Origin of the sequence: Aliifodinibius sp. S!AR15-10 (genome assembly GCF_031569985.1) — a bacterium.
GTDB lineage: Bacteria > Bacteroidota > Rhodothermia > Balneolales > Balneolaceae > JAMQKA01.
On record NZ_JAMQKA010000026.1, the window covers coordinates 1 to 17,871 of the forward strand.

At 44.5% G+C, this 17,871-nt stretch carries 20 protein-coding genes and 1 tRNA gene; 10 read left to right on the forward strand and 11 right to left on the reverse strand.

The genetic code is table 11. The features are described from left to right. Positions 1 to 96: 96 nt before the first annotated feature. Both NC796_RS15935 and NC796_RS15940 read right to left on the reverse strand, forming a co-directional pair. The gene (locus NC796_RS15935) at positions 97 to 1,389 is read right to left on the reverse strand and encodes a VCBS repeat-containing protein (protein ID WP_310685807.1); all 1,293 of its coding nucleotides are present in this window, start codon (positions 1,387 to 1,389) and stop codon (positions 97 to 99) included. Between the two features lie 378 nt (positions 1,390 to 1,767). Continuing rightward, positions 1,768 to 2,223 carry a GNAT family N-acetyltransferase gene (locus NC796_RS15940; protein ID WP_310685808.1) on the reverse strand — a complete coding sequence of 152 codons (456 nt, stop codon included), beginning with the start codon at positions 2,221 to 2,223 and terminating at the stop codon, positions 1,768 to 1,770. A gap of 671 nt (positions 2,224 to 2,894) precedes the next feature. Between NC796_RS15940 and NC796_RS15945 the strand changes: the two genes are divergently transcribed. The 9 genes from NC796_RS15945 to NC796_RS15985 all read left to right on the forward strand — a co-directional run bounded on the left by NC796_RS15945 (position 2,895) and on the right by NC796_RS15985 (position 12,184). Beyond that, positions 2,895 to 4,691: a hypothetical protein gene (locus NC796_RS15945; RefSeq protein ID WP_310685810.1), complete on the forward strand. Its 1,797-nt coding sequence runs from the start codon at positions 2,895 to 2,897 to the stop codon at positions 4,689 to 4,691. A gap of 74 nt (positions 4,692 to 4,765) precedes the next feature. After that, positions 4,766 to 5,209, forward strand: coding sequence for a GNAT family N-acetyltransferase (locus tag NC796_RS15950; protein WP_310685812.1), 444 nt, complete (start codon positions 4,766 to 4,768; stop codon positions 5,207 to 5,209). Between the two features lie 3 nt (positions 5,210 to 5,212). Next, a complete protein-coding gene (locus NC796_RS15955) occupies positions 5,213 to 5,956 on the forward strand; it encodes a methyltransferase domain-containing protein (RefSeq protein ID WP_310685813.1) in 744 nt (247 codons plus the stop codon). A gap of 234 nt (positions 5,957 to 6,190) precedes the next feature. After that, positions 6,191 to 7,156, forward strand: coding sequence for a homocysteine S-methyltransferase family protein (locus NC796_RS15960; RefSeq protein ID WP_310685815.1), 966 nt, complete (start codon positions 6,191 to 6,193; stop codon positions 7,154 to 7,156). Positions 7,157 to 7,194: 38 nt separating this feature from the next. After that, positions 7,195 to 8,670, forward strand: coding sequence for an APC family permease (locus NC796_RS15965; protein WP_310685816.1), 1,476 nt, complete (start codon positions 7,195 to 7,197; stop codon positions 8,668 to 8,670). A 112-nt stretch (positions 8,671 to 8,782) separates the two neighbouring features. Beyond that, positions 8,783 to 10,831 (forward strand): hypothetical protein, encoded by a 2,049-nt coding sequence (locus NC796_RS15970; RefSeq protein WP_310685817.1) that lies wholly within the window; start codon positions 8,783 to 8,785, stop codon positions 10,829 to 10,831. 56 nt (positions 10,832 to 10,887) lie between these two features. Continuing rightward, on the forward strand, positions 10,888 to 11,139 hold the full coding sequence (locus tag NC796_RS15975) for a hypothetical protein (RefSeq protein WP_310685818.1): 252 nt from the start codon (positions 10,888 to 10,890) through the stop codon (positions 11,137 to 11,139). Positions 11,140 to 11,159: 20 nt separating this feature from the next. Further along, entirely contained in the window at positions 11,160 to 11,438 is a 279-nt protein-coding gene (locus NC796_RS15980) for a hypothetical protein (protein WP_310685819.1), read from the forward strand. A gap of 221 nt (positions 11,439 to 11,659) precedes the next feature. Further along, positions 11,660 to 12,184: a GNAT family N-acetyltransferase gene (locus tag NC796_RS15985; protein ID WP_310685820.1), complete on the forward strand. Its 525-nt coding sequence runs from the start codon at positions 11,660 to 11,662 to the stop codon at positions 12,182 to 12,184. A gap of 82 nt (positions 12,185 to 12,266) precedes the next feature. Here NC796_RS15985 and NC796_RS15990 read toward each other — a convergent pair whose 3' ends face one another. The 7 genes from NC796_RS15990 to NC796_RS16020 form a co-directional block, all read right to left on the reverse strand. Further along, entirely contained in the window at positions 12,267 to 12,689 is a 423-nt protein-coding gene (locus tag NC796_RS15990; protein WP_310685821.1) for an SRPBCC family protein, read from the reverse strand. A 102-nt stretch (positions 12,690 to 12,791) separates the two neighbouring features. Next, positions 12,792 to 13,187, reverse strand: a complete 396-nt coding sequence (locus NC796_RS15995) for a DUF6010 family protein (RefSeq protein ID WP_310685822.1) — start codon at positions 13,185 to 13,187, stop codon at positions 12,792 to 12,794. Between the two features lie 116 nt (positions 13,188 to 13,303). Continuing rightward, complete coding sequence (locus NC796_RS16000; RefSeq protein ID WP_310685823.1) at positions 13,304 to 13,726, reverse strand: cupin domain-containing protein; 423 nt, start codon at positions 13,724 to 13,726, stop codon at positions 13,304 to 13,306. 23 nt (positions 13,727 to 13,749) lie between these two features. Further along, positions 13,750 to 14,235 (reverse strand): DUF3237 family protein, encoded by a 486-nt coding sequence (locus NC796_RS16005; protein ID WP_310685824.1) that lies wholly within the window; start codon positions 14,233 to 14,235, stop codon positions 13,750 to 13,752. Between the two features lie 112 nt (positions 14,236 to 14,347). After that, positions 14,348 to 14,686, reverse strand: a complete 339-nt coding sequence (locus tag NC796_RS16010; protein ID WP_310685825.1) for a hypothetical protein — start codon at positions 14,684 to 14,686, stop codon at positions 14,348 to 14,350. A 23-nt stretch (positions 14,687 to 14,709) separates the two neighbouring features. Next, a complete protein-coding gene (locus tag NC796_RS16015) occupies positions 14,710 to 15,606 on the reverse strand; it encodes an alpha/beta fold hydrolase (protein WP_310685826.1) in 897 nt (298 codons plus the stop codon). 100 nt (positions 15,607 to 15,706) lie between these two features. Continuing rightward, positions 15,707 to 16,279 carry a cyclic nucleotide-binding domain-containing protein gene (locus NC796_RS16020; RefSeq protein ID WP_310685827.1) on the reverse strand — a complete coding sequence of 191 codons (573 nt, stop codon included), beginning with the start codon at positions 16,277 to 16,279 and terminating at the stop codon, positions 15,707 to 15,709. A 498-nt stretch (positions 16,280 to 16,777) separates the two neighbouring features. Here NC796_RS16020 and NC796_RS16025 point away from each other — a divergent pair. Next, positions 16,778 to 16,851 (forward strand) — tRNA-Arg (locus NC796_RS16025). Positions 16,852 to 17,040: 189 nt separating this feature from the next. Here NC796_RS16025 and NC796_RS16030 read toward each other — a convergent pair. Both NC796_RS16030 and NC796_RS16035 read right to left on the reverse strand, forming a co-directional pair. Then, a complete protein-coding gene (locus NC796_RS16030) occupies positions 17,041 to 17,412 on the reverse strand; it encodes a hypothetical protein (protein WP_310685828.1) in 372 nt (123 codons plus the stop codon). A gap of 9 nt (positions 17,413 to 17,421) precedes the next feature. After that, positions 17,422 to 17,688 (reverse strand): hypothetical protein, encoded by a 267-nt coding sequence (locus NC796_RS16035; RefSeq protein WP_310685829.1) that lies wholly within the window; start codon positions 17,686 to 17,688, stop codon positions 17,422 to 17,424. Positions 17,689 to 17,871 lie beyond the last annotated feature (183 nt).

Sequence of the window (17,871 nt, forward strand, 5' to 3'; positions counted from 1 at the left end):
ATTCTTGCATAAGCAACACGAATATAACCCGCTTGGCCGAAGACCTCAGGGGCGCGCCCCTGAGGTCTTCCTACGTGTTGCACTTATTACTTGAACTCAGGATATCTTTAAATCTTTTTTCTCCTTCAGCTTTCGTAAAAAATGTTTGACCTGAGGGGTCACTGTGAAATGTATGCTTAGGTATGTGCAAATGATATGGAAAACCATCGGTGAATTATTATTTCGGGCAACTACCAATAAAGTGTTCCCGTTACCCATCTTCACGCTGGCGATATCACGAGTTGCTCCTGGAATAAACCATCCCGTATCACTTGATCTCCACGTAGTAAAAACCCTGTCATCTGTACTCAAAGCTGCTCCATAGCTGGCATTATATTGTCCAGCTATTGGTTTAACTTCATGCATATTACCTCCCATCAGTAGTTCTGGGAAGTTGTCCCCGTTTAGATCCCCACTCCATATTCCATAAATTGGTGAAAATTGGGTGCGAAGTGGTAGCCGTTGAACCTGGACTCCATCGGGCTTATTCCAGACAATAATGCTGGGCAGTTCCGAAGCCTGAAGCTGCTGAGCTTGAGCAAGTTGATTCGAACTAAAAATATCCTGAATAGTCTGACCACCATAGCTGGCATAATTAGGATATTTTTCCTCCAGTGATGGCATTTGTTCCAAAAGCTCGTGTCTGAGTGCCACAGAGTAGTCTTTACCATCTTTAGGCATACTCAAAATCTGGGTTATTTGCCCGTTTCGTTCAAAGTCACCAACCCACATTTTAACAGGATGATCTTGACTAGCTTCAAATCGGGAATTCAACCCGTGATTTCCAAGAACCAAATCCATACGTCCATCCTTATTAAGATCCGCCGGATGCACTACATTCCACCATCCCGAAAGCGTGTCTGATAAACCCAGTGCCCCGCTGATATTCTTAAGTTGACTCCCTGTATTTTGATATACCTGTACTCCCATCCATTCCCCCACCACTACCAGATCCTCCCGACCATCCAAATCCCAATCTGTCCAGGCCGCATCGGTGATCATGCCCAATTCAGAGAAATCAGTCGCCCATTGACTCGTTACATTTTTAAATCTTCCCTTCCCATCGCCCTCCAGAAGGAAACCACGGGCGGGCAATCCCACTGCAAATAACTGTAGACGCTCTCCAACAAACAGATCCATGTGACCGTCACCATTGAAATCACCGACCTCAACGGTAGCTGTGCTAGCCAGAGAGCTTAAACTGGGGAGCATCTGGCCTGACCGGGCAAATCCGCCTTTACCATCTCCAAAATACAGACGATCCAACAGTGCCATCGCTCCGTGTGAATAGGAATTTCCACCGCTGGTCACATAAAGATCCAGGTTTCCATCCTCATTGGCGTCAAACAATACACAATCAGTGTCTTCTGAATCCTTATCCTCGGTAAATGCGGGAGGCTGGATAGTGTTCAGTTTATAGGTAGAACTCCAGCTGCGATTCGAAGTAAAGCATCAGAATTGAATATTTCATTGAAACCAACCAATCAATCACCTTATAATCGAAGGAAGTAAAAATAGGAGATATTTATGGCACGTCGAGAGGTTAGACAATCTGGAAAAAACCTGGATAAAGACATTACTTCACTTTGTAACCATGGACAGGTTTGGCCACCGAGACAAAAAAGAAATGCTATTAGAGATATAAAAGGGGGGTGACTACACATGTAATATGTGAGAGGTCCCGGTACAGATGATATCTTGTGGAATTTTTTATTATTGTATCAAAGTTTATTTCTCCTGAATGACTTCTTTCATATGTAAAATAGGATACGGACGTCCACCGGAGTCTGTCTCTGATCGGCCAACAACCTCGAACCCAACTGATTTATAGAATTTGATAGCTTCGGGATTCTGCTCATTGACATCTACAACCAAACTTCCTTTTAGCTGCCGGGCATGATTTACAAGCATTTTCCCTCCGCCTTTTCCGAAGTGTGAAGGATGTAGAAAAAGGGCTTCCAGATTGTTATCAGCCAGGCCAGCAAATCCGATAATTTCTTCACCGGAAAGTAAGACCCATAATTCAAGAGCTGGCAATGCCTGTTCTTCGACAAGGGGCAAAAGCTCTTGAATTTCCTGTTCGGATAAAAAAGTATGGGTGGCCCGAACGGATGCAAGCCATATCTCAAGCAGGAGAGCCCTATCCGAAGGTTTAGCAGATCGTATGGTTAGTTTGTTTGTCATTATATTATTTCCGATTTAAGTCTGAGCGATTCAAATTCAATTAATTAATTAGTTGAAATCAGTCACATTTCAAAAGTAGCCCTATTCGTCAGGTAGTGATTCTTTGATAACTGCTTTGCAATCTCGTCGAACGACACGACCAGTCATTCAATGATAACTGCTCACCCTTACAGACGTAAGGTTCGGCCTTACAATGTGAGGCGAACGTTTCTTATAGCTTGGGACGGAGACATTTTTTTACCAGACATATAAACTACTTTTCTAAGCAATCTCTATGAAGTTCTGTTTTCCGTATATTTTTTGGCGATAATTTAGGGTCTCTTGTTGATACGTCTTGACTCGCTGCGTAACGACAACTAAGTTTTATTTCTTGGCAGTTAAGTACGATCCGAACATTTAGATACCGAATTAATATTATTTGGGGAAGGGATAAATCCATCTTATTAAAAGTCGGTCTAATGCAATAGTAATGATTTTTTGTTAGATTTTTAATTAGTATCCTATATTGAACTTTGTTTACACTGGTTGATATTAGGAAAGCAACGTAATTCGAAAATCAAGCAATTAGAATACACGTAACAACAGTTGAGACCCTTCGAATGTTTCTCATTTGCATTAGGTTGCATTCAACTTTTAGAGGTGACCTATAGGATTGGGGCAATAATAGTTTTATGGGTGGTGATTCAAAATATCAAAAACGCATAGCGCTAGCGGTTTTGCCTTTTGAAAATCTGACGCCTGGAGAGGAGGCAGATATCTTCTGTCGATCATTCAGTATCGATCTTATAACCGAGCTTTCCCGGTTCCGGCAATTTGAGATCATTGCCTTTGACTCGGTCAAAGATTTGCGGCCGGATACTAAAGATTGGCAAACATTTTTTGATGATCTGCACACCGATTATTTCGTCAGCGGTACATTTCGAACCGACAAAGAAAAAATTCGGATTAATGTCCGTCTTTTGGAAAGTGATACTCACCGACTGGTATGGGCCGACCGTTTCGAAGAAGAGGCAGGTCAACTGATGGAACTGCAGGAAAAGTTGCTGCGTAAAGTGGTGGCAATGCTTCAGGAACAGATGAATTACGATCTGATTTCACAGATCCCCAAAAAACAGAAAACGGATTTAAAAGCTTATGAATGCTGGCTGTACGGCATTGAAGAGGTAAAAAAGGGAACTGTTGAAAGCGACCTGAAGGCCAGAGAGTTTTTTCAACAGGCGCTTGAAATTGATCCGAATTACTCACTGGCTTATTCCGGTATGTCGCTCACCTATTTCAACGAATGGAGCTGCCAGCTTTGGGACCGTTGGGAGCTCAGTCAGAACGGTGCGTTTGAATGGGCTAAAAAAGCGATTGAACTGGATGAGCAGAACTACGTGGCGGCATATATTTTGGGCCGGGTATTTCTTTACCAGCATGCTTTTGAGACAGCCGAACATTACTTGCGCAAATCACTTCGTTTAAATTCTAATGACTCGCTAAGTCTTGTTCGGATAGCTCTTTGCTTCAATTATCTTGGCTATCATAAAGAAGCATTTCAGCTCTATGAACGAGCATTGCGTCTCAATCCTGTAGCAAGTGAAATATATCATCCTGCGGGTGCTGTAATCCTATTTGAACTTGGCAGATTCAAGGAAGCACTTGAACTTGCCAATCGTTCTGATTCTATACCATTTGCCGATTATAAAGCGTACTGTGCTGCTGCCTGGTACGAGCTCGGGAATCAGGAAAAGATGAAGGAGTGCCTGAATGAATTTCTCGATGAATATAACAGGCTCATTAATCGCGGCAAAAATGCAACTATTCAGGAAGCGATTGAATGGATGAGTGCCGTCAATCCCTACCGGAATCAGACACGTCTCGAAAATTTTTGGACCTATCTTACTGATGGAGAGTTTGAATTAAAAAAACACGAAGCTCCCGTTCTGACAGAAGATCAACCCCAATCGATAAAAGAAGGTCCGGATTTTTGGGAATTCACATATGGAGGAAAAACAGTGCAACTGGTAGCTGTAAAAGGATTTGTCAATCTAAAGATGTTGATGCAAAACATAAGAACTCCCGTTCACTGCTGCGAGCTGATGGGAACGGCTGTTCTATCTAAAGGGGAGAGGGTTCTTGATGAGCAGGCTAAATCTGAGTACAGGCAAAAAATCAGTACGCTTCAAAATGAGATTGAAGAAGCTGAAAATCACCAGGATTTTGAAAAGGCAGGGAAGTTGCAGGAAGAGTATGAGCAATTAGTTGAGCATTTGTCAAAATCGCTGGGTCTCGACGGTTCTCCCCGGGTGAAAGGTGATACGGTTGAACGGGCACGCTCAGCTGTCACCTGGCGTATTCGGAGTGCGATTGCCAAAATCGAAAAGGAACACCCAGTCTTGGGTAAACACCTTTCAAACTCCATAAAAACCGGAACCTTTTGTTCCTATGAGCCAGAGCAGGAGGAACATTGGGAGGTTTATAACTGATAATTTTTGGTATTCCATGCTGTATGATTTCTTATAATTTCGATCATTAAAAAAAGGACGAGCACGTTGATTTTGTGAAAAAGGATATTTCCTTTGTGTTTAGTTCTGAATACATTATCAGCACGCACAAAGAATACAGAGAGGCTCATCTGCTTGACGGATTTATTGCTTATGAAGATGGGGAGACGGCAGGAGTATTACTATTTTCTGAGGACGGTGGGGAATGTGAATTGGTATATCTTCACTCCTTGCGGGAGGGAAAGGGCATTGCCAAAAGATTGATCAAAAGACTAATTGAATATACGCAGGATAACCGCATCTCGCGCCTTTATGTGGTTACGACTAATGATAATATTACAGCATTGAAATTGTATCAACAGGTCGGTTTTAGGATCAAAACCGTATATCCGGATGCGATGGACAGGGTCAGGCAAAAAAAACCAATGATCCCGAAAGTCGGCAATCATGGCATTCCATTACGGGATTTGATCGAGCTGGATTTCGTAATGAAAAAATAAAAGATGAAAGAGGCTTACAAAGAAAACCTGGCTTTCATACACGATGCCGGATTCGGTCATCTTGCCAAAGATGCAGCTCACTTTCTGTTGGATTCCTTAAAGCAGGCGGGCATTCATAAAGGGAGGTTTGTTGATATCGGTTGCGGCAGCGGCATCACCTGCCGGTTATTGAGCGATGCAGGATTTGAGGTGACCGGTATCGACATTTCCGAATCGTTACTTGAAATGGCAAGATCCCGGGTACCGGAGGGGAAGTTTTATAAGGAGTCCTTTCTTACGTATTATATTCCTCGATGCACCGCCGTAGCTGCGATTGGAGAGGTGATGAACTACATCTTTGACGAAACAAATGATAGGCAGAAACGGCACCGCTTTTTTGAGAGGGTGTATGAGGCTTTGGAGCCGGGCGGATGTTTTCTTTTCGATGTTGCCGGGGCTGCACGTGCTCCATCAGCCGGCTCACAAAAAACATTTTCAACAAATGCCGAATGGGCAGTTCTCATGGAAACAGACACCGACCATTCAAACAATATCTTAACCAGACATATTACGACCTTCAGAAAGAAGGGGAGTCAATATGAACGGGATTTCGAAGTTCATAAACTTCAACTACTTAATATATCCGAAATTGAAGAATCGTTAAAACAGATTGGTTTTAATGTGTATCTGTTGGACTCCTACCATAAAAACCTCCTGCCCAAGGGTCTTGTTGGATTTCTGGCATTAAAGGAACAAATCGATCCATAGTTTTCTGCCTTTCTGAGGGTTTAATGAATTAAGTGCTCTCAATCTTAAAAGATCTCATGGTTTCCTTTTCAGGAAGCCATCCCTTAAAAAATACTGCTGCAAACAGGCAACCAATTTACTGCTAAGTCTGTAAGGCTGTCCCCACTTACATCGTAAGGTGAGAACTTACGCCTTTAGGGATGAACGTCATGATGAAAAAAACCATCAACATTCATAACCCTAAAGGACAATACCATGACTACAAATAACATATTCCAAAAAGATTTCTATCTGGCCGATGGCGGCCTGGAAACGACCCTTATCTATCACCAGGGACTCAAGCTCAATCATTTTGCGGCGTTTGAGCTGCTAACCCATGAGCAGGGCAAAGAGGAGATGGCCAAATATTATGTTCCCTACCTCGACCTTGCCGAGAAGAAGGGCTTGAACTTTATCCTGGAAACTCCCACCTGGCGAGCCAATCCCGATTGGGCGTACAAACTAGGCTATTCAAATGACGAATTGAATGCCATTAACCGCAACGCCGTAACGTTTTTACGGAGTCTCCTAGCTTCCCATACCATCGATTCATCGAAGGTCGTATTAAGCGGCTGCGTAGGACCCCGGGGAGACGGCTATATCGCCGGAGACTGTATGACCCCCGCCGAAGCCAAGGCCTATCACTTTGAGCAAATCCAGGCCTTTGCACTGGCCGATGCCGATATCACCTCGGCCATCACGATGACCTACAGCGATGAAGCCCTGGGCATTGCTCTGGCTGCCAGGGAACTCCATATTCCGGCCGTAATCTCATTTACAGTGGAAACCGACGGGCGGCTTCCCAACGGTGAAACGCTGAAATCCGCCATCGAAAAAGTGGATGCGGAATTGGACGGATATCCGGAGCACTATATGATTAATTGTGCCCATCCTGAGCATTTTATCCATGTGCTAGAGGAAAAAGGTAACTGGAAATCCCGTATTCGCGGCGTGCGGGCTAATGCCTCCACAAAAAGTCACGCCGAGCTGGACGCTTCAGACACCCTGGATACCGGCGACAAGTCGCGGCTTACCGAGGGATACCGGAAGTTAAGTACGCTTCTTCCCAACCTGATAGTTTTGGGCGGATGCTGCGGTACCGATCATACCCATCTCCAGGTAATCTGCGAGGCGACAGTTTCGGGACAAGACAAAACACAAAAGGTTGAAGCTTCTAAATAATATTCATCAGAAATAGAAATAAATAAAATTGAAAAGCAATGAGTAATAAACTTAGAAACAAAAACATGAAACAACATATCGGTACCTGGGAAGTGATGGTGGCCGGTGTAGCCCTTGTGGTTGCTGCCAGCACCCTGGTTACAGACTTTTCGGGTTATTTCTCCTTTGGATGGGGATTCGCAATAGCCCTGTTACTTGGTTTTGGAATTAACCTATTATTGGGCCTTTCGGCGGCAGAGCTGAGTGTTGCCTACCCGCGGGCGGGTGCTTTGTATGACTACGTGAGTGCCATCTTCAGCGGACGAAAAGGAAAATTTTGGGGCACCTTTGTAGGACTTGCCTTTTTCGGCATGTTTGGGTTTACAGCTTCAGGAGAAACCGCTGCAGGTGCATTTGGCCTGCAGGCACTATTCCAATCGGAACTGGATATCCGCTATTTTATTGTCATTCTCAGTGTGATGGCGGTCATCCCCAATATTCTGGGAATTAAAACAACTGCCTGGGTAAGTGCAGGATTACTGCTGTTTATGCTGGGGATCCGCTGGTTCTTTGGGCTGGCCGGATTCATGGGCTGGGGTGATACCGGGGCATGGAGTGCAGTCAACCTGCAAACCGGCTCAGCCGGCCTTCTTTGGTTTGGCGAAGGTGGAATTCTCACAGCCGGACTGGCATTGGCTTTCTGGAGTTTTGTGGGCATTGAGTTTGCTTGCTCGCTGGCCGAAGAGGTAAAGCATCCCCAAAAATCATTACCCCGCGGGCTCATTTTTGGTCTCGTTGGTATTCTTGCTACCTCGCTGGTAATGGGGATTGGTGTCACAGGATCCGCCCCGCTTTCAGTATGGCAAAATGCCACAGAAGGTGCTGCAGGAGCCCACGGTGAAGCCCCCCAGCTGGCGGTAGGGCAGCTCATGTTTGGTGATGTAGGATACTCGTTGATGGCTCTAGCTTCGGTTGCAGCTACTTTAGGAACGCTTACCGTAGCCTTTGCAGCGATGCCGCGCATTATCTATAGTGTAGCACGCGATGGAAATTTCTTTGGTCCGCTTTCACGGTTTTTTGGCAAGCTGCACCCGAAATTCGGTACACCGGTTGCAGCAACCATATTGACATTTTTCCTTTATCTGCTTCCGGCTTTGTATAGCAGTGCGGTTATCGATTGGCTGTACTCGGCTGCCTACCTGTGGATCCTTCTTTATGTAGTATTCCACGTGCTGGTAATTATAAACCGTTCCTTTAATCCGAACACTAAGAAGGCCTTCCGGGGCTCATGGATTACAGTTGCAGCAGCGGTGGGAATTCTTACCACACTGGTAGCCCTGTATTTCGCTTTCGCCGGGGCACACTGGCAATATGGTGGAAGGGCCCTAATCGTAACGGCCGGAGCACTTCTTGTCACCGTGGTTTCTTTCAGGATGACTGATAAACCGGAAGAGAGCCCAATACCTGCAGTTGTAGAAGCTGAAGAACCGTCAAGCATTCCAGCTTTTTCAACTGCCCATGAATTAGACGAATAGCCCAGACGGCTATACATCCTCAACCTGCCGGCCGAGCTTCCAGATCCATACGTTCTAAAATTGGAAAAGGGGCCGGCTGGCAGTTAATAGTCATTATAAGAATTAAAATATCATGAAAAGTAGTATTATCAATCATTTATTAATCACAGTTCTTCTCCTGTTACTCAGCATTCATACTTCCCATGGACAAGTAAATGAATCCAATAATCACCCACTTGATCCACTGAGTGCTGAGGAAATAAAAACTGTACGATCGGTTCTCGAGAAAGCCGGCAAGATTGACACGGACCGAATAGAGAATCACGAGGTCGCATTTGGCATGATCTTCCTCAACGAGCCAGACAAACATGAAGTTTTGGCCTACGAAAAAGGGGAAGAATTCACTCGCGAGGCATTTGCTTCAATCTATGATTATCCGGAGAACAGAATCTATGAAGCGATCGTCGACTTGAACAGTGAGAAACTGGTTTCCTATGAGCTGGCCATTGGAAAACAGCCGGTGGGTACTTTCGAGATGGATTCTATCGCAACCGAAATTGCTTTGGAGGATCCCCGGATTCAACAGGCTTTAATAAAACGCGAGGTCAATGCCGATGAAGTGGAGTTTGGTGGCGACTATGCTGCCGATATGAGCCTCAACACCGAGGGAAACCGGGAGCTAATTGTATCTGCTTCCTTCAAAGACACAAAGATAAGTATTCGGGGGTTATATGCCCATGTTGACCTATCAGACCGAAAAGTGCTGAAAGTGATCGATGAAGGAGATGGATACAGCGAAAAAACGGATCTCAAATATTTTGATCCCGACAGCCTGGAGTCGACTCTACCTGTATTGAATCCTGTTATCATTGAGCAGCCAGATGGGGTAAACTACACCATCCGCGGCCACCAGGTTACAACGCCTTACTGGAAGTTCAGGTACGGTATCCATAACCGGGAGGGATTGGTCATCTATGACGTGCAGTATTTTGATCCTTTTCAAAAAGAATGGCGCTATATCATGTACCGCGGATCGATCGCTGAAATGGTGGTCAATTACGGTTCTCCAGAACTGGATGAAGCCTCGAACAACTATTTTGACCAGGGAGAATACCGGTTCTTCCAGGAAAAAAACCGGCCGCTCAACGCAGGTGCCGATGCCCCGGAAAATGCCACTTACATAGACGCGGTGGTTCATGATGATATGGGTAATCCGGTAGTTATTGACAGCGCGGTGGCCATTTTCGAAGGGTACGGAGGAGCCCTATGGCGCCATGAAAAAGTCGGGCGAAGAGCCACTAACCTTTCTATCAAATATTATATAACGGCCGGGAATTACGATTATGGATTTGAATGGATCTTTAAAGAGGACGGGACCATCCAGGTCAATAACGAGCTGCAGGGCATTGTCCACATCCACAGTGTAGACCGAAAAGACGACCATTCCTTTCCGGATGATGAACACTACAACGGCTCTCCCTACGGCGTAGTTGTGCATCCCAACGTGGAGGCGAACAACCATCAGCATTGGCACGTGTGGCGGTTGGATCTGGATGTAGACGGACTCAACAATACAGTAGAAGAATTGAATAATATTGCTGTGCCCCCCGGTCCCGGAAACCCCTATCGCAATGCCATAGTAGCTCAAAAAGAGGTATTGGAAACCGAGCATGAAGCGATGAGAGATTCCTATGCGCCCAGCAGCAGGCGGTGGAGGGTATTGAATAACGACAAGGAGGGTGGAAAATTTGGCCAAAACCCAAGTTATGTGCTGGTTCCCAAACAGGGTACCGTACCATTAGCTCTTGAAGGATCATCACTTTCGAACCGTGCCCGGGTACTTTGGCATCATTTCTGGGTGACACCCTATGAAAAGGATGAGATCTACCCCGCCGGCCTGTATCCTCCCAGTGATCAGCAGTTTGCCGGGCTCCCGGAATGGACGAAAAAGAATCGTGATATCAAAGACACGGATGTGGTACTCTGGTACGTAATGGGCAAGTCACATATAGTGCGTCCGGAAGACTGGCCCATAATGAATAAAGCCTCCATGTCGTTCAAGCTGGTACCATGGGCCTTTTTTGGATCAAATCCCGTATGGGGTAAACCGCCGGTCCATGAGAAAATCCTTGAAAGCATGAAGCCCGGTCAACCCGGACTCAAATCTTTTCAGGATGAATAACTTAGTGGTCCCCTGCCAGTGTGTTGTGGGGGACTAAACATTTAGTTTTCTATAACATGAATTCGATCAATCTAACAATTTATTTTTCAATCAAGAAGAAATTATGGGCTTTTCTCCTTGTGATGGCTATATCCCTGCCAGCTTCTGCTCATGAGGTTGGAGGTTCATTTACATTGAAACGTCTTGATGTTGAAACCTGGCGTGCGGAATATTGCTTTGATGTGCCAGTCAAGGCTGTCCGGTTTAACCGACCATTTGAAGATCTGCGTAAGAAAGCATGGATGATCAATGATGCGCATTTGAATTAGAACATACCGATGGGGCCGTCATGATCCATAGAAAGGATGGAGCATTGGTAAATCGCCTGTTGGGAGAGGTGTTGAATCCGAATGATCCTGGTGAAGGGATTATCCGGTTTTGGCTGGAAATGGCAGGATGGAAAACTCCCGTTCGAAAGATTCCAAGCGAAAAATTGTTGTTCCGTACTCTCGAAAAAGTAGGATTCTCAAAAGAGCAGCGGAACTTACTGCACATTTTTTTGACAACAAAAACAGATGAACCGAAAGAGATGATTACCAAGATACGCCGGGAGTTACGTTTACATTAACCCATGCTATTTCGTCCAACTTAAAGAACCAGGGGCTGTGAAAACAGTATAAAATCGACCCCGGTCAAATCTGTAAAGTTAAATTTATTACAATCTCTAAATCTTTGACCTCTAATAATGAATGCTATAAATAAGATTGATTCGCCTATTAAAAGGCTCGATGAATCTAACATATCTCAAATATTGGATGTTTTTTGTGATGCATTTTACGATTACCTGTGATGAGATTCGTTATTGGAAATGCGGGAGAAAAATACGACTACCGTTTAAGCCTTTTGATAAAGCTATTTGTCATGAAGCGGATTATGAAAGGAGGACCCATATTGGGTGTGATACATGATGGAGTTCTCTTAGCTTGTGTCACCGTCACTTCACCTCATGACAGGTCTACTGATGACCGATTAGAGGAAATTGAGGAATACATCTGGAATGAACTCGGCCAAGATGCACAGAATCGTTATAAGGCCCTTTGCAAGCTTTGGAGTAAATTTGAAGTAGGAGTTCCCCACTATCACATTAATATGATTGGAGTTCGCAGTTTATTAAAGAGCCGGGGTCTTGGTAGCAAATTGCTTGAGGCTGTGCATAAGATGTCGTATGACGATCCGGATTCCACTGGAGTAACGCTAACTACCGAAGACCCTTCCAATGTCCCATTTTATCAACACCATGGCTATAAAGTTAAAGAGTATTTCATTTCTTCTAAAACTCTTGGGACATGGTGTTTTTTTCGACCGGATAAATAAAAAGTGCAATTCAATAACCAAACAGAAATCTGATCCATAAAAAATACTGGAAATCAAAGTTTACTTTACATCTTTTCCAAAATTAAGTAATTCTTTCACACCTGAATTTTAGTCCCTGGTTTTCTTTTTTCAGGGCGTGGCGTATGGCAACCCGAAGCACCGGCCAAAGCAGTATAGCCAATATTCCCGATGCCTGTAACCGGAGTATGTTCAATGTTCCAGACTCTTCCCCTTGTACAAAGTGTGTCGCTTCCATTCGCAAGCCGGACCGATGGGTTTCCCAGGTAAAACGATTCTCGCGTACGTATTCTGTCACAGTCCAGTCAGACTCGGGTTGACCAGGTTGCTTGATTCGAACAATACTCCCAATCCCAAACGGGTTATCGTCAAGACGTCTGACTGCAGTGATAGAGGGATTCCATTCCGGCCATCGCTCGATATCTACGGTTATGTTCCACACTTTATTCAGGGGCACATCAATATAGATGGTTTCTTCTATAGTCATAGATGAGGTCCGTTAAAGATTCAATTCATTTATTAAAGAAGAGATCACATTCAGTTACAAGCTGGTTGAGATACAAAGCAATTTACCGGTTATTTAACAAATCTATTTATCAGAAAACAATATATAACCGGCAAGAATCAGATCGAAAGAGATGCAGGTTACAACATACCACTCTGGAGCGATAACCCGGCCAGGTCCGAAAAGGTGAATGAGTCCGTCCCAGGCAGTATGGGACCCCCAACCGATAGCCAGCCAGTTGTAGGAGCACCGGTTTGCCAGCCAAACAAAGCTGCCAAATATCGGGATTCCGGCTAACTCAACCAGGACCCAGGTACCATTACCCCATATTATTGCAAAGCCTGGATACAAACCTGCAGCAACAATCAATCCAATCGATAACATTCTTTTCTCTGAATCTTTTTTGCCCTTTGAGCTGACATTGTAAAGCAGAATCGTTCCTAAAATTATGCCGAGGATAAGCCAGTACAGGTAATTCATAATGGCAGTTGTCGGATATTAAGTTATGGGTTCAATTATGTTTTGGCCCTTTGCTACTGAAAAGGAAGGGGACACCCGTCAGGACAACTGTCCCCTTTTTATTATAATAGAGGTCTTCAGCCAGCCATTTGGGCGGTATCCACTGTATTTGAATCGGTAGGAAGCCAGGTTTTTTCGAAAGTAGCCACAATGTTGTTGGCTCCCCCGAACATGCCCAATACCTTGGCTTTTGTTTTCCCTGTATTGATCAGGTTGTGGGGAATCATTTGCGGAACCAGGGCGATCTCTCCTTTTGAAAGAGGCCCGGTCTCTCCGCCAACCTCAACTTCTACCTCGCCTTCCAGCACCAGCAGCAATTCTTCTGCACTGTCGGTATGGCGGCCCAGTGCGTCGCCGGGATCCAGTTCAAAGTAGACGGTCGCCGTTGATTTGGTTCCGTGGGCCCCAAACATAGGAAAAGTTGCGTGACAATGCTGACCGGGATCGTCCTTACCGGTGAATTCGGTCAGTTCCAAGTTGTTCAAGTTTACTTTTTTCATTACGTATCCGTTTTAAGTTATGGTTATGCAGCCTCGGTTACGGACTCGAAGCTGCCTTTATAGACTTTGACGTTTACTTCTCCGCGCTGCATATCCACTTCGCAGATAGCCCATCCCTGTACGTTATTCATCCAGTTGTACTCCGGATGGTGCGTGGTAAACTGCAGGTTGAGCTGAATGTGGGCCTGCCCGTTCTCACCGGGATAGAGAATGCCATCTTCCCGTACAGCAATGCGTTTCCCATCATCGGTGATAACAGCCGCCTGAATGTTCAGCATGAACTTGCCGTCAGCCCGGACTTCAAGGTAGTCTGTTCCTTTTATTTTACCCTTGATGTTTGGGCCGTCTACAATACCTTCGAAGTCAAGGTCAAAACGGGCACCTTCCGGGCCGGGTGCGGTCTTTCCGCTTGTCAACTCACTCCACTTGATGCCGTATTCGGCTATATTGGTCAAGTTAAGCTGCTCTTCAAACAACAGTTCGGTATTTTCGGTTAAATAGGTATTCATGGTATTGGTATTTTAGTTTGCGTTTGAGTTAAGGTTGCGATTGAAATATAAATCCGGCTCTACACCGGTAATTGAAAAAAAACGACATCTTTAAGCCTGTTAAGAGAGATTGTTACCGATTGAAAATGTTTTTGTCCCAGCCGCGAAACTCGTAGTATTTCTCTTTCGGTTCCCCGGTCCACCCGTTGATCCCATTGGAGGGCAATAGATACAGGTGGATAAACAGTACTGGCAACAGGGAGAGGCCCAGGACAGAAAATCCGACCATGCGACCGAAGAAAACAGAAAACAGGCAGACCACGGTAAGTGTTAGCAGGTACTTGGCTAATTTTCTCCAACTGGAGGTACGCTCTTCGAAGTGGCCCAAGAAAATATGTCCCAGTGTGAAAAGGACTGAGACAACGGCTACTTCCGGCCACAGGGTATTGGTGTAAAATAGTTGTTGATTCATGGCTAAATGGTATTTGATTGAGGTTATTCGCAAGCTAACTTCACTTCAGGATACAAGAAGTCACACATGGCCGAAATAGCTTCACCCGTTCGTTCTTCCTGCACAAAGTGTCCACAATCAAAAGTATGTACTTCTGCTTGCGGTAGTCGCCACCACCATTTTTTTAGGAAGTCGATGTTGAAGAACGGGTCCTTGGTACCCCACAGGATGAGCCAGCGTTTATTTTCAAGAGCTGAAATCTGTTGCCACTGCTGCTGGTACCAGTCAGAACTACCCGCCAGAGATTGAGCTATCCTGTACAGCGCCAGCCGGGACTGTTTATTCGGAAACGGCTTGATATACTGCTGATGTATATGACCGGACAGGTACTTTTTCTCTGTAAATGCTTTTTTTAGCAATAACCGGGGAGAAAAATTCAGTCTCAGATAGATGAACCGTCCCAAGAACGAGTTGATAACTTGACCCACTTTTTGGGCCTCCTTGTTGGATGCCGTTTCCCAAAGCCATGTGTTGAACAGCACCAACTGCTTGATTCGCTCCGTTTGTTCGATGGCCGCAGCCAGCCCGATGGGTCCGCCGAAGTCGTGCACTACAAGAGTAATCTCATGCAAATCCATTTTCCGTATGAATTCGACCAGATTTTGGGCATGATTCTGCGGTTGCCCAGCAAACGTTTTGGGTTTTTCAGAAAGCCCGAACCCAATATGGTCAATGGCGATTACGCGGTGACCTTTTGAAAATGCAGTAATGAAGTGCCGGTAGAGAAACGACCAGGTAGGCGTCCCGTGTACAAACAGGATAATGTCGCCTTCCCCTTCGTCCACATAGTGCATATATCCCGCTTCAGGGTCAATATACTGATGCTTAAAAGGATACTCAGTTTGATCGACCCAGTTTGGTATTTCTGGTGTTTCAGCCATAATTGTTGTGATCAGGTTATGGATATCAGCCTCAACCTTCTCGCCTTCGAGAGCTAATATGCAGTATCACAACGATTTTGTCCTTGGTCTATACCAAGATTCATAGCCTAACTGATGAGAGCAGCTTGCTGAAGTTGGTGGGATCGATCCGCAAATAGGAAGCCAAATCCTTGTGGGGTACCATATTGAGCAAGTGGGGACTTCGTTTCATAAAAGCTTTGAAACGTTCTTCAATAGTATAGGCCATAAGCTCATAGTGTCGCTCAAGGACACCAATAAAAATCCTCTCGATTGCTTTACGGAACAAGGTTTCTATTGGCCTATACTTCTCCATCAACTGTTGGTGGCGTTCATAGGAAAGGCGTAAAAATCGACTCTCTGTTATTGTTTCCAAGTAGTATTTCGAAGGTTTCTGGACAAGAAATGAATCAGGAATTCCAGAAAAAGAAGGAGGATAAGTAAAGGCAATGACGTGCTCTTTCCCCTCATTGATATAGTATGATCTTTGAATGCCCTCGACCACAAAATAAAGATACCTCTCTGTTTTACCTGCCTCAGTTACCAAAGTTTTGCGTGGCTCAGTATATTCGTCCCACTGAGAAGCGTATTCCTCAAGGATCTCATTCTCCACTGTATGGATTTGTTGAAGGAATTCTTGTAAAGACTTAGACATCAGTAGTGCCCACCAAGTAAAGTCGATTAAGTCAGATTGTTTAGCAAATTAATAATCATCAGCTTATACCTAAGTAGTGAAGGAAAAAATATATACCAAATTTAAATTAAGGTGGGTTAAATATTTCAGAGACATAAATAGTTTACACATAAGTGGGTACATACCAATTATAAATCAGGATATAAAACCCATAAACGCGCTTTTGAACTATTTCCATAATCAGCTGATAGATCGAAAACTCATTATTAGAATGAATTGTTTTCACAGTGTTCCTGCCCGGTGGTACAAATGGTAGTACAAAAAAAGTCAAAATACAGTTATACAGAACGTATTGGCCTATCTTGTTATGACTTCGGAACAGGCCAGTCAGACAATCCAGTGGCAATGCTTGCAATAAGGGACGCTTGGAATAGGATAACAGCTAGCTTTTTGTTCTTTGGTTTTACTCAGTCAGACATACTTGCAAAAATTATGTAGCTAACCTGACATATACTGTAAGCGCCCGTAGCTAAATTGGATAGAGCGTTAGATTTCGGATCTGAAAGTTGTGGGTTCGAGTCCTACCGGGCGTACTTCATAGCAGTGCCTGCCTAAAATGGGCAGGCACTGCTTATTTTATGACTACTCTTTTCGAACAAATTTATTCGATAAATCGACATTTATGCTATGCTGATGTAACATATGATGATACATGAAATGGCACCAAGGAATGTTTGTCTTTAAACGACTATTACACAGATAGGCAGACTACGACCTAGATCTTAAAGATTCGGCAGATCAGAAAGCTTAATACGATCGTACGCCCCACTTTTAGCATCTTCTGGATGTGGTTCCAGGCCAATAATCGTTATTTGCTTTCTATTTGGACCATAGACCCAGAACATGCGGTAGGCATGCTTGCCCTGTCCGAGATATGATTGGAACACCTTCTGGCCGTACCTTCTCGTTAAATCTTCAATTTCATGTGTCTGCAGTCCCCGGTGCCGGGGATCGGCCGCTAAAAACTGAATGGCTTTACCAAACTTTTTAAATAATTCTTTCTCATCCCCGCTTAACTGGTTTTGCTTTTTACGGGCCTTTAAACCGTCCCAAAACTCCTTCATTTCCGGGACTCCCATCAAGATTTCAAACATATGGTGCGATTACTCCTCAAGCAGCTTTTCGAGTTCTTCCATGTCCACTGGCTCTGATACCTTACCTTCTTCAAGGTTCTTCATCGCCTTGTCCATCATCTCCAACGTACGCTTGGAAATCTCATCGGGATGAATTAACTCCCGGGGACTTAGTTTAACAGATCCATCTTCAAATTCAGTGACATGGTAATACTCTGTACGGGCTCCTCGTATAGTCAGGCGTTTTTTGGAGTCGAGTTTGGCATCGTACTCCTTTTTCTTTTCGGTAGCATTCATAGCTAACGGTCTATTTTTCTTCTATTACATTGCGGGGTAACAATACCCCATATTGGGATTTCCCACAATATACGTTAGTTAACTCCTTAATTACAAGTTTTATTGCCCCCCTGGTAGTCTGGTTGAGTCACAAGGAAACTAGTAACTTATGCTAGATTGTGTAAATAGAGGAAGTTAGCAACT

Excerpts from the sequence above, each read along its gene's own strand:
- NC796_RS15995 (WP_310685822.1), bottom strand. The coding sequence starts at position 13,187 with ATGAATTACCTGTACTGGCTTATCCTCGGCATAATTTTAGGAACGATT.
- NC796_RS15985 (WP_310685820.1), top strand. The coding sequence starts at position 11,660 with ATGAGATTCGTTATTGGAAATGCGGGAGAAAAATACGACTACCGTTTA.
- NC796_RS15965 (WP_310685816.1), top strand. The coding sequence starts at position 7,195 with ATGAGTAATAAACTTAGAAACAAAAACATGAAACAACATATCGGTACC.
- NC796_RS15945 (WP_310685810.1), top strand. The coding sequence starts at position 2,895 with ATGGGTGGTGATTCAAAATATCAAAAACGCATAGCGCTAGCGGTTTTG.
- NC796_RS15940 (WP_310685808.1), bottom strand. The coding sequence starts at position 2,223 with ATGACAAACAAACTAACCATACGATCTGCTAAACCTTCGGATAGGGCT.
- NC796_RS15990 (WP_310685821.1), bottom strand. The coding sequence starts at position 12,689 with ATGACTATAGAAGAAACCATCTATATTGATGTGCCCCTGAATAAAGTG.
- NC796_RS16010 (WP_310685825.1), bottom strand. The coding sequence starts at position 14,686 with ATGAATCAACAACTATTTTACACCAATACCCTGTGGCCGGAAGTAGCC.
- NC796_RS16000 (WP_310685823.1), bottom strand. The coding sequence starts at position 13,726 with ATGAAAAAAGTAAACTTGAACAACTTGGAACTGACCGAATTCACCGGT.
- NC796_RS16015 (WP_310685826.1), bottom strand. The coding sequence starts at position 15,606 with ATGGCTGAAACACCAGAAATACCAAACTGGGTCGATCAAACTGAGTAT.
- NC796_RS15975 (WP_310685818.1), top strand. The coding sequence starts at position 10,888 with ATGAATTCGATCAATCTAACAATTTATTTTTCAATCAAGAAGAAATTA.
- NC796_RS16035 (WP_310685829.1), bottom strand. The coding sequence starts at position 17,688 with ATGAATGCTACCGAAAAGAAAAAGGAGTACGATGCCAAACTCGACTCC.
- NC796_RS16005 (WP_310685824.1), bottom strand. The coding sequence starts at position 14,235 with ATGAATACCTATTTAACCGAAAATACCGAACTGTTGTTTGAAGAGCAG.
- NC796_RS16030 (WP_310685828.1), bottom strand. The coding sequence starts at position 17,412 with ATGTTTGAAATCTTGATGGGAGTCCCGGAAATGAAGGAGTTTTGGGAC.
- NC796_RS16020 (WP_310685827.1), bottom strand. The coding sequence starts at position 16,279 with ATGTCTAAGTCTTTACAAGAATTCCTTCAACAAATCCATACAGTGGAG.
- NC796_RS15970 (WP_310685817.1), top strand. The coding sequence starts at position 8,783 with ATGAAAAGTAGTATTATCAATCATTTATTAATCACAGTTCTTCTCCTG.
- NC796_RS15980 (WP_310685819.1), top strand. The coding sequence starts at position 11,160 with ATGATCCATAGAAAGGATGGAGCATTGGTAAATCGCCTGTTGGGAGAG.
- NC796_RS15960 (WP_310685815.1), top strand. The coding sequence starts at position 6,191 with ATGACTACAAATAACATATTCCAAAAAGATTTCTATCTGGCCGATGGC.
- NC796_RS15955 (WP_310685813.1), top strand. The coding sequence starts at position 5,213 with ATGAAAGAGGCTTACAAAGAAAACCTGGCTTTCATACACGATGCCGGA.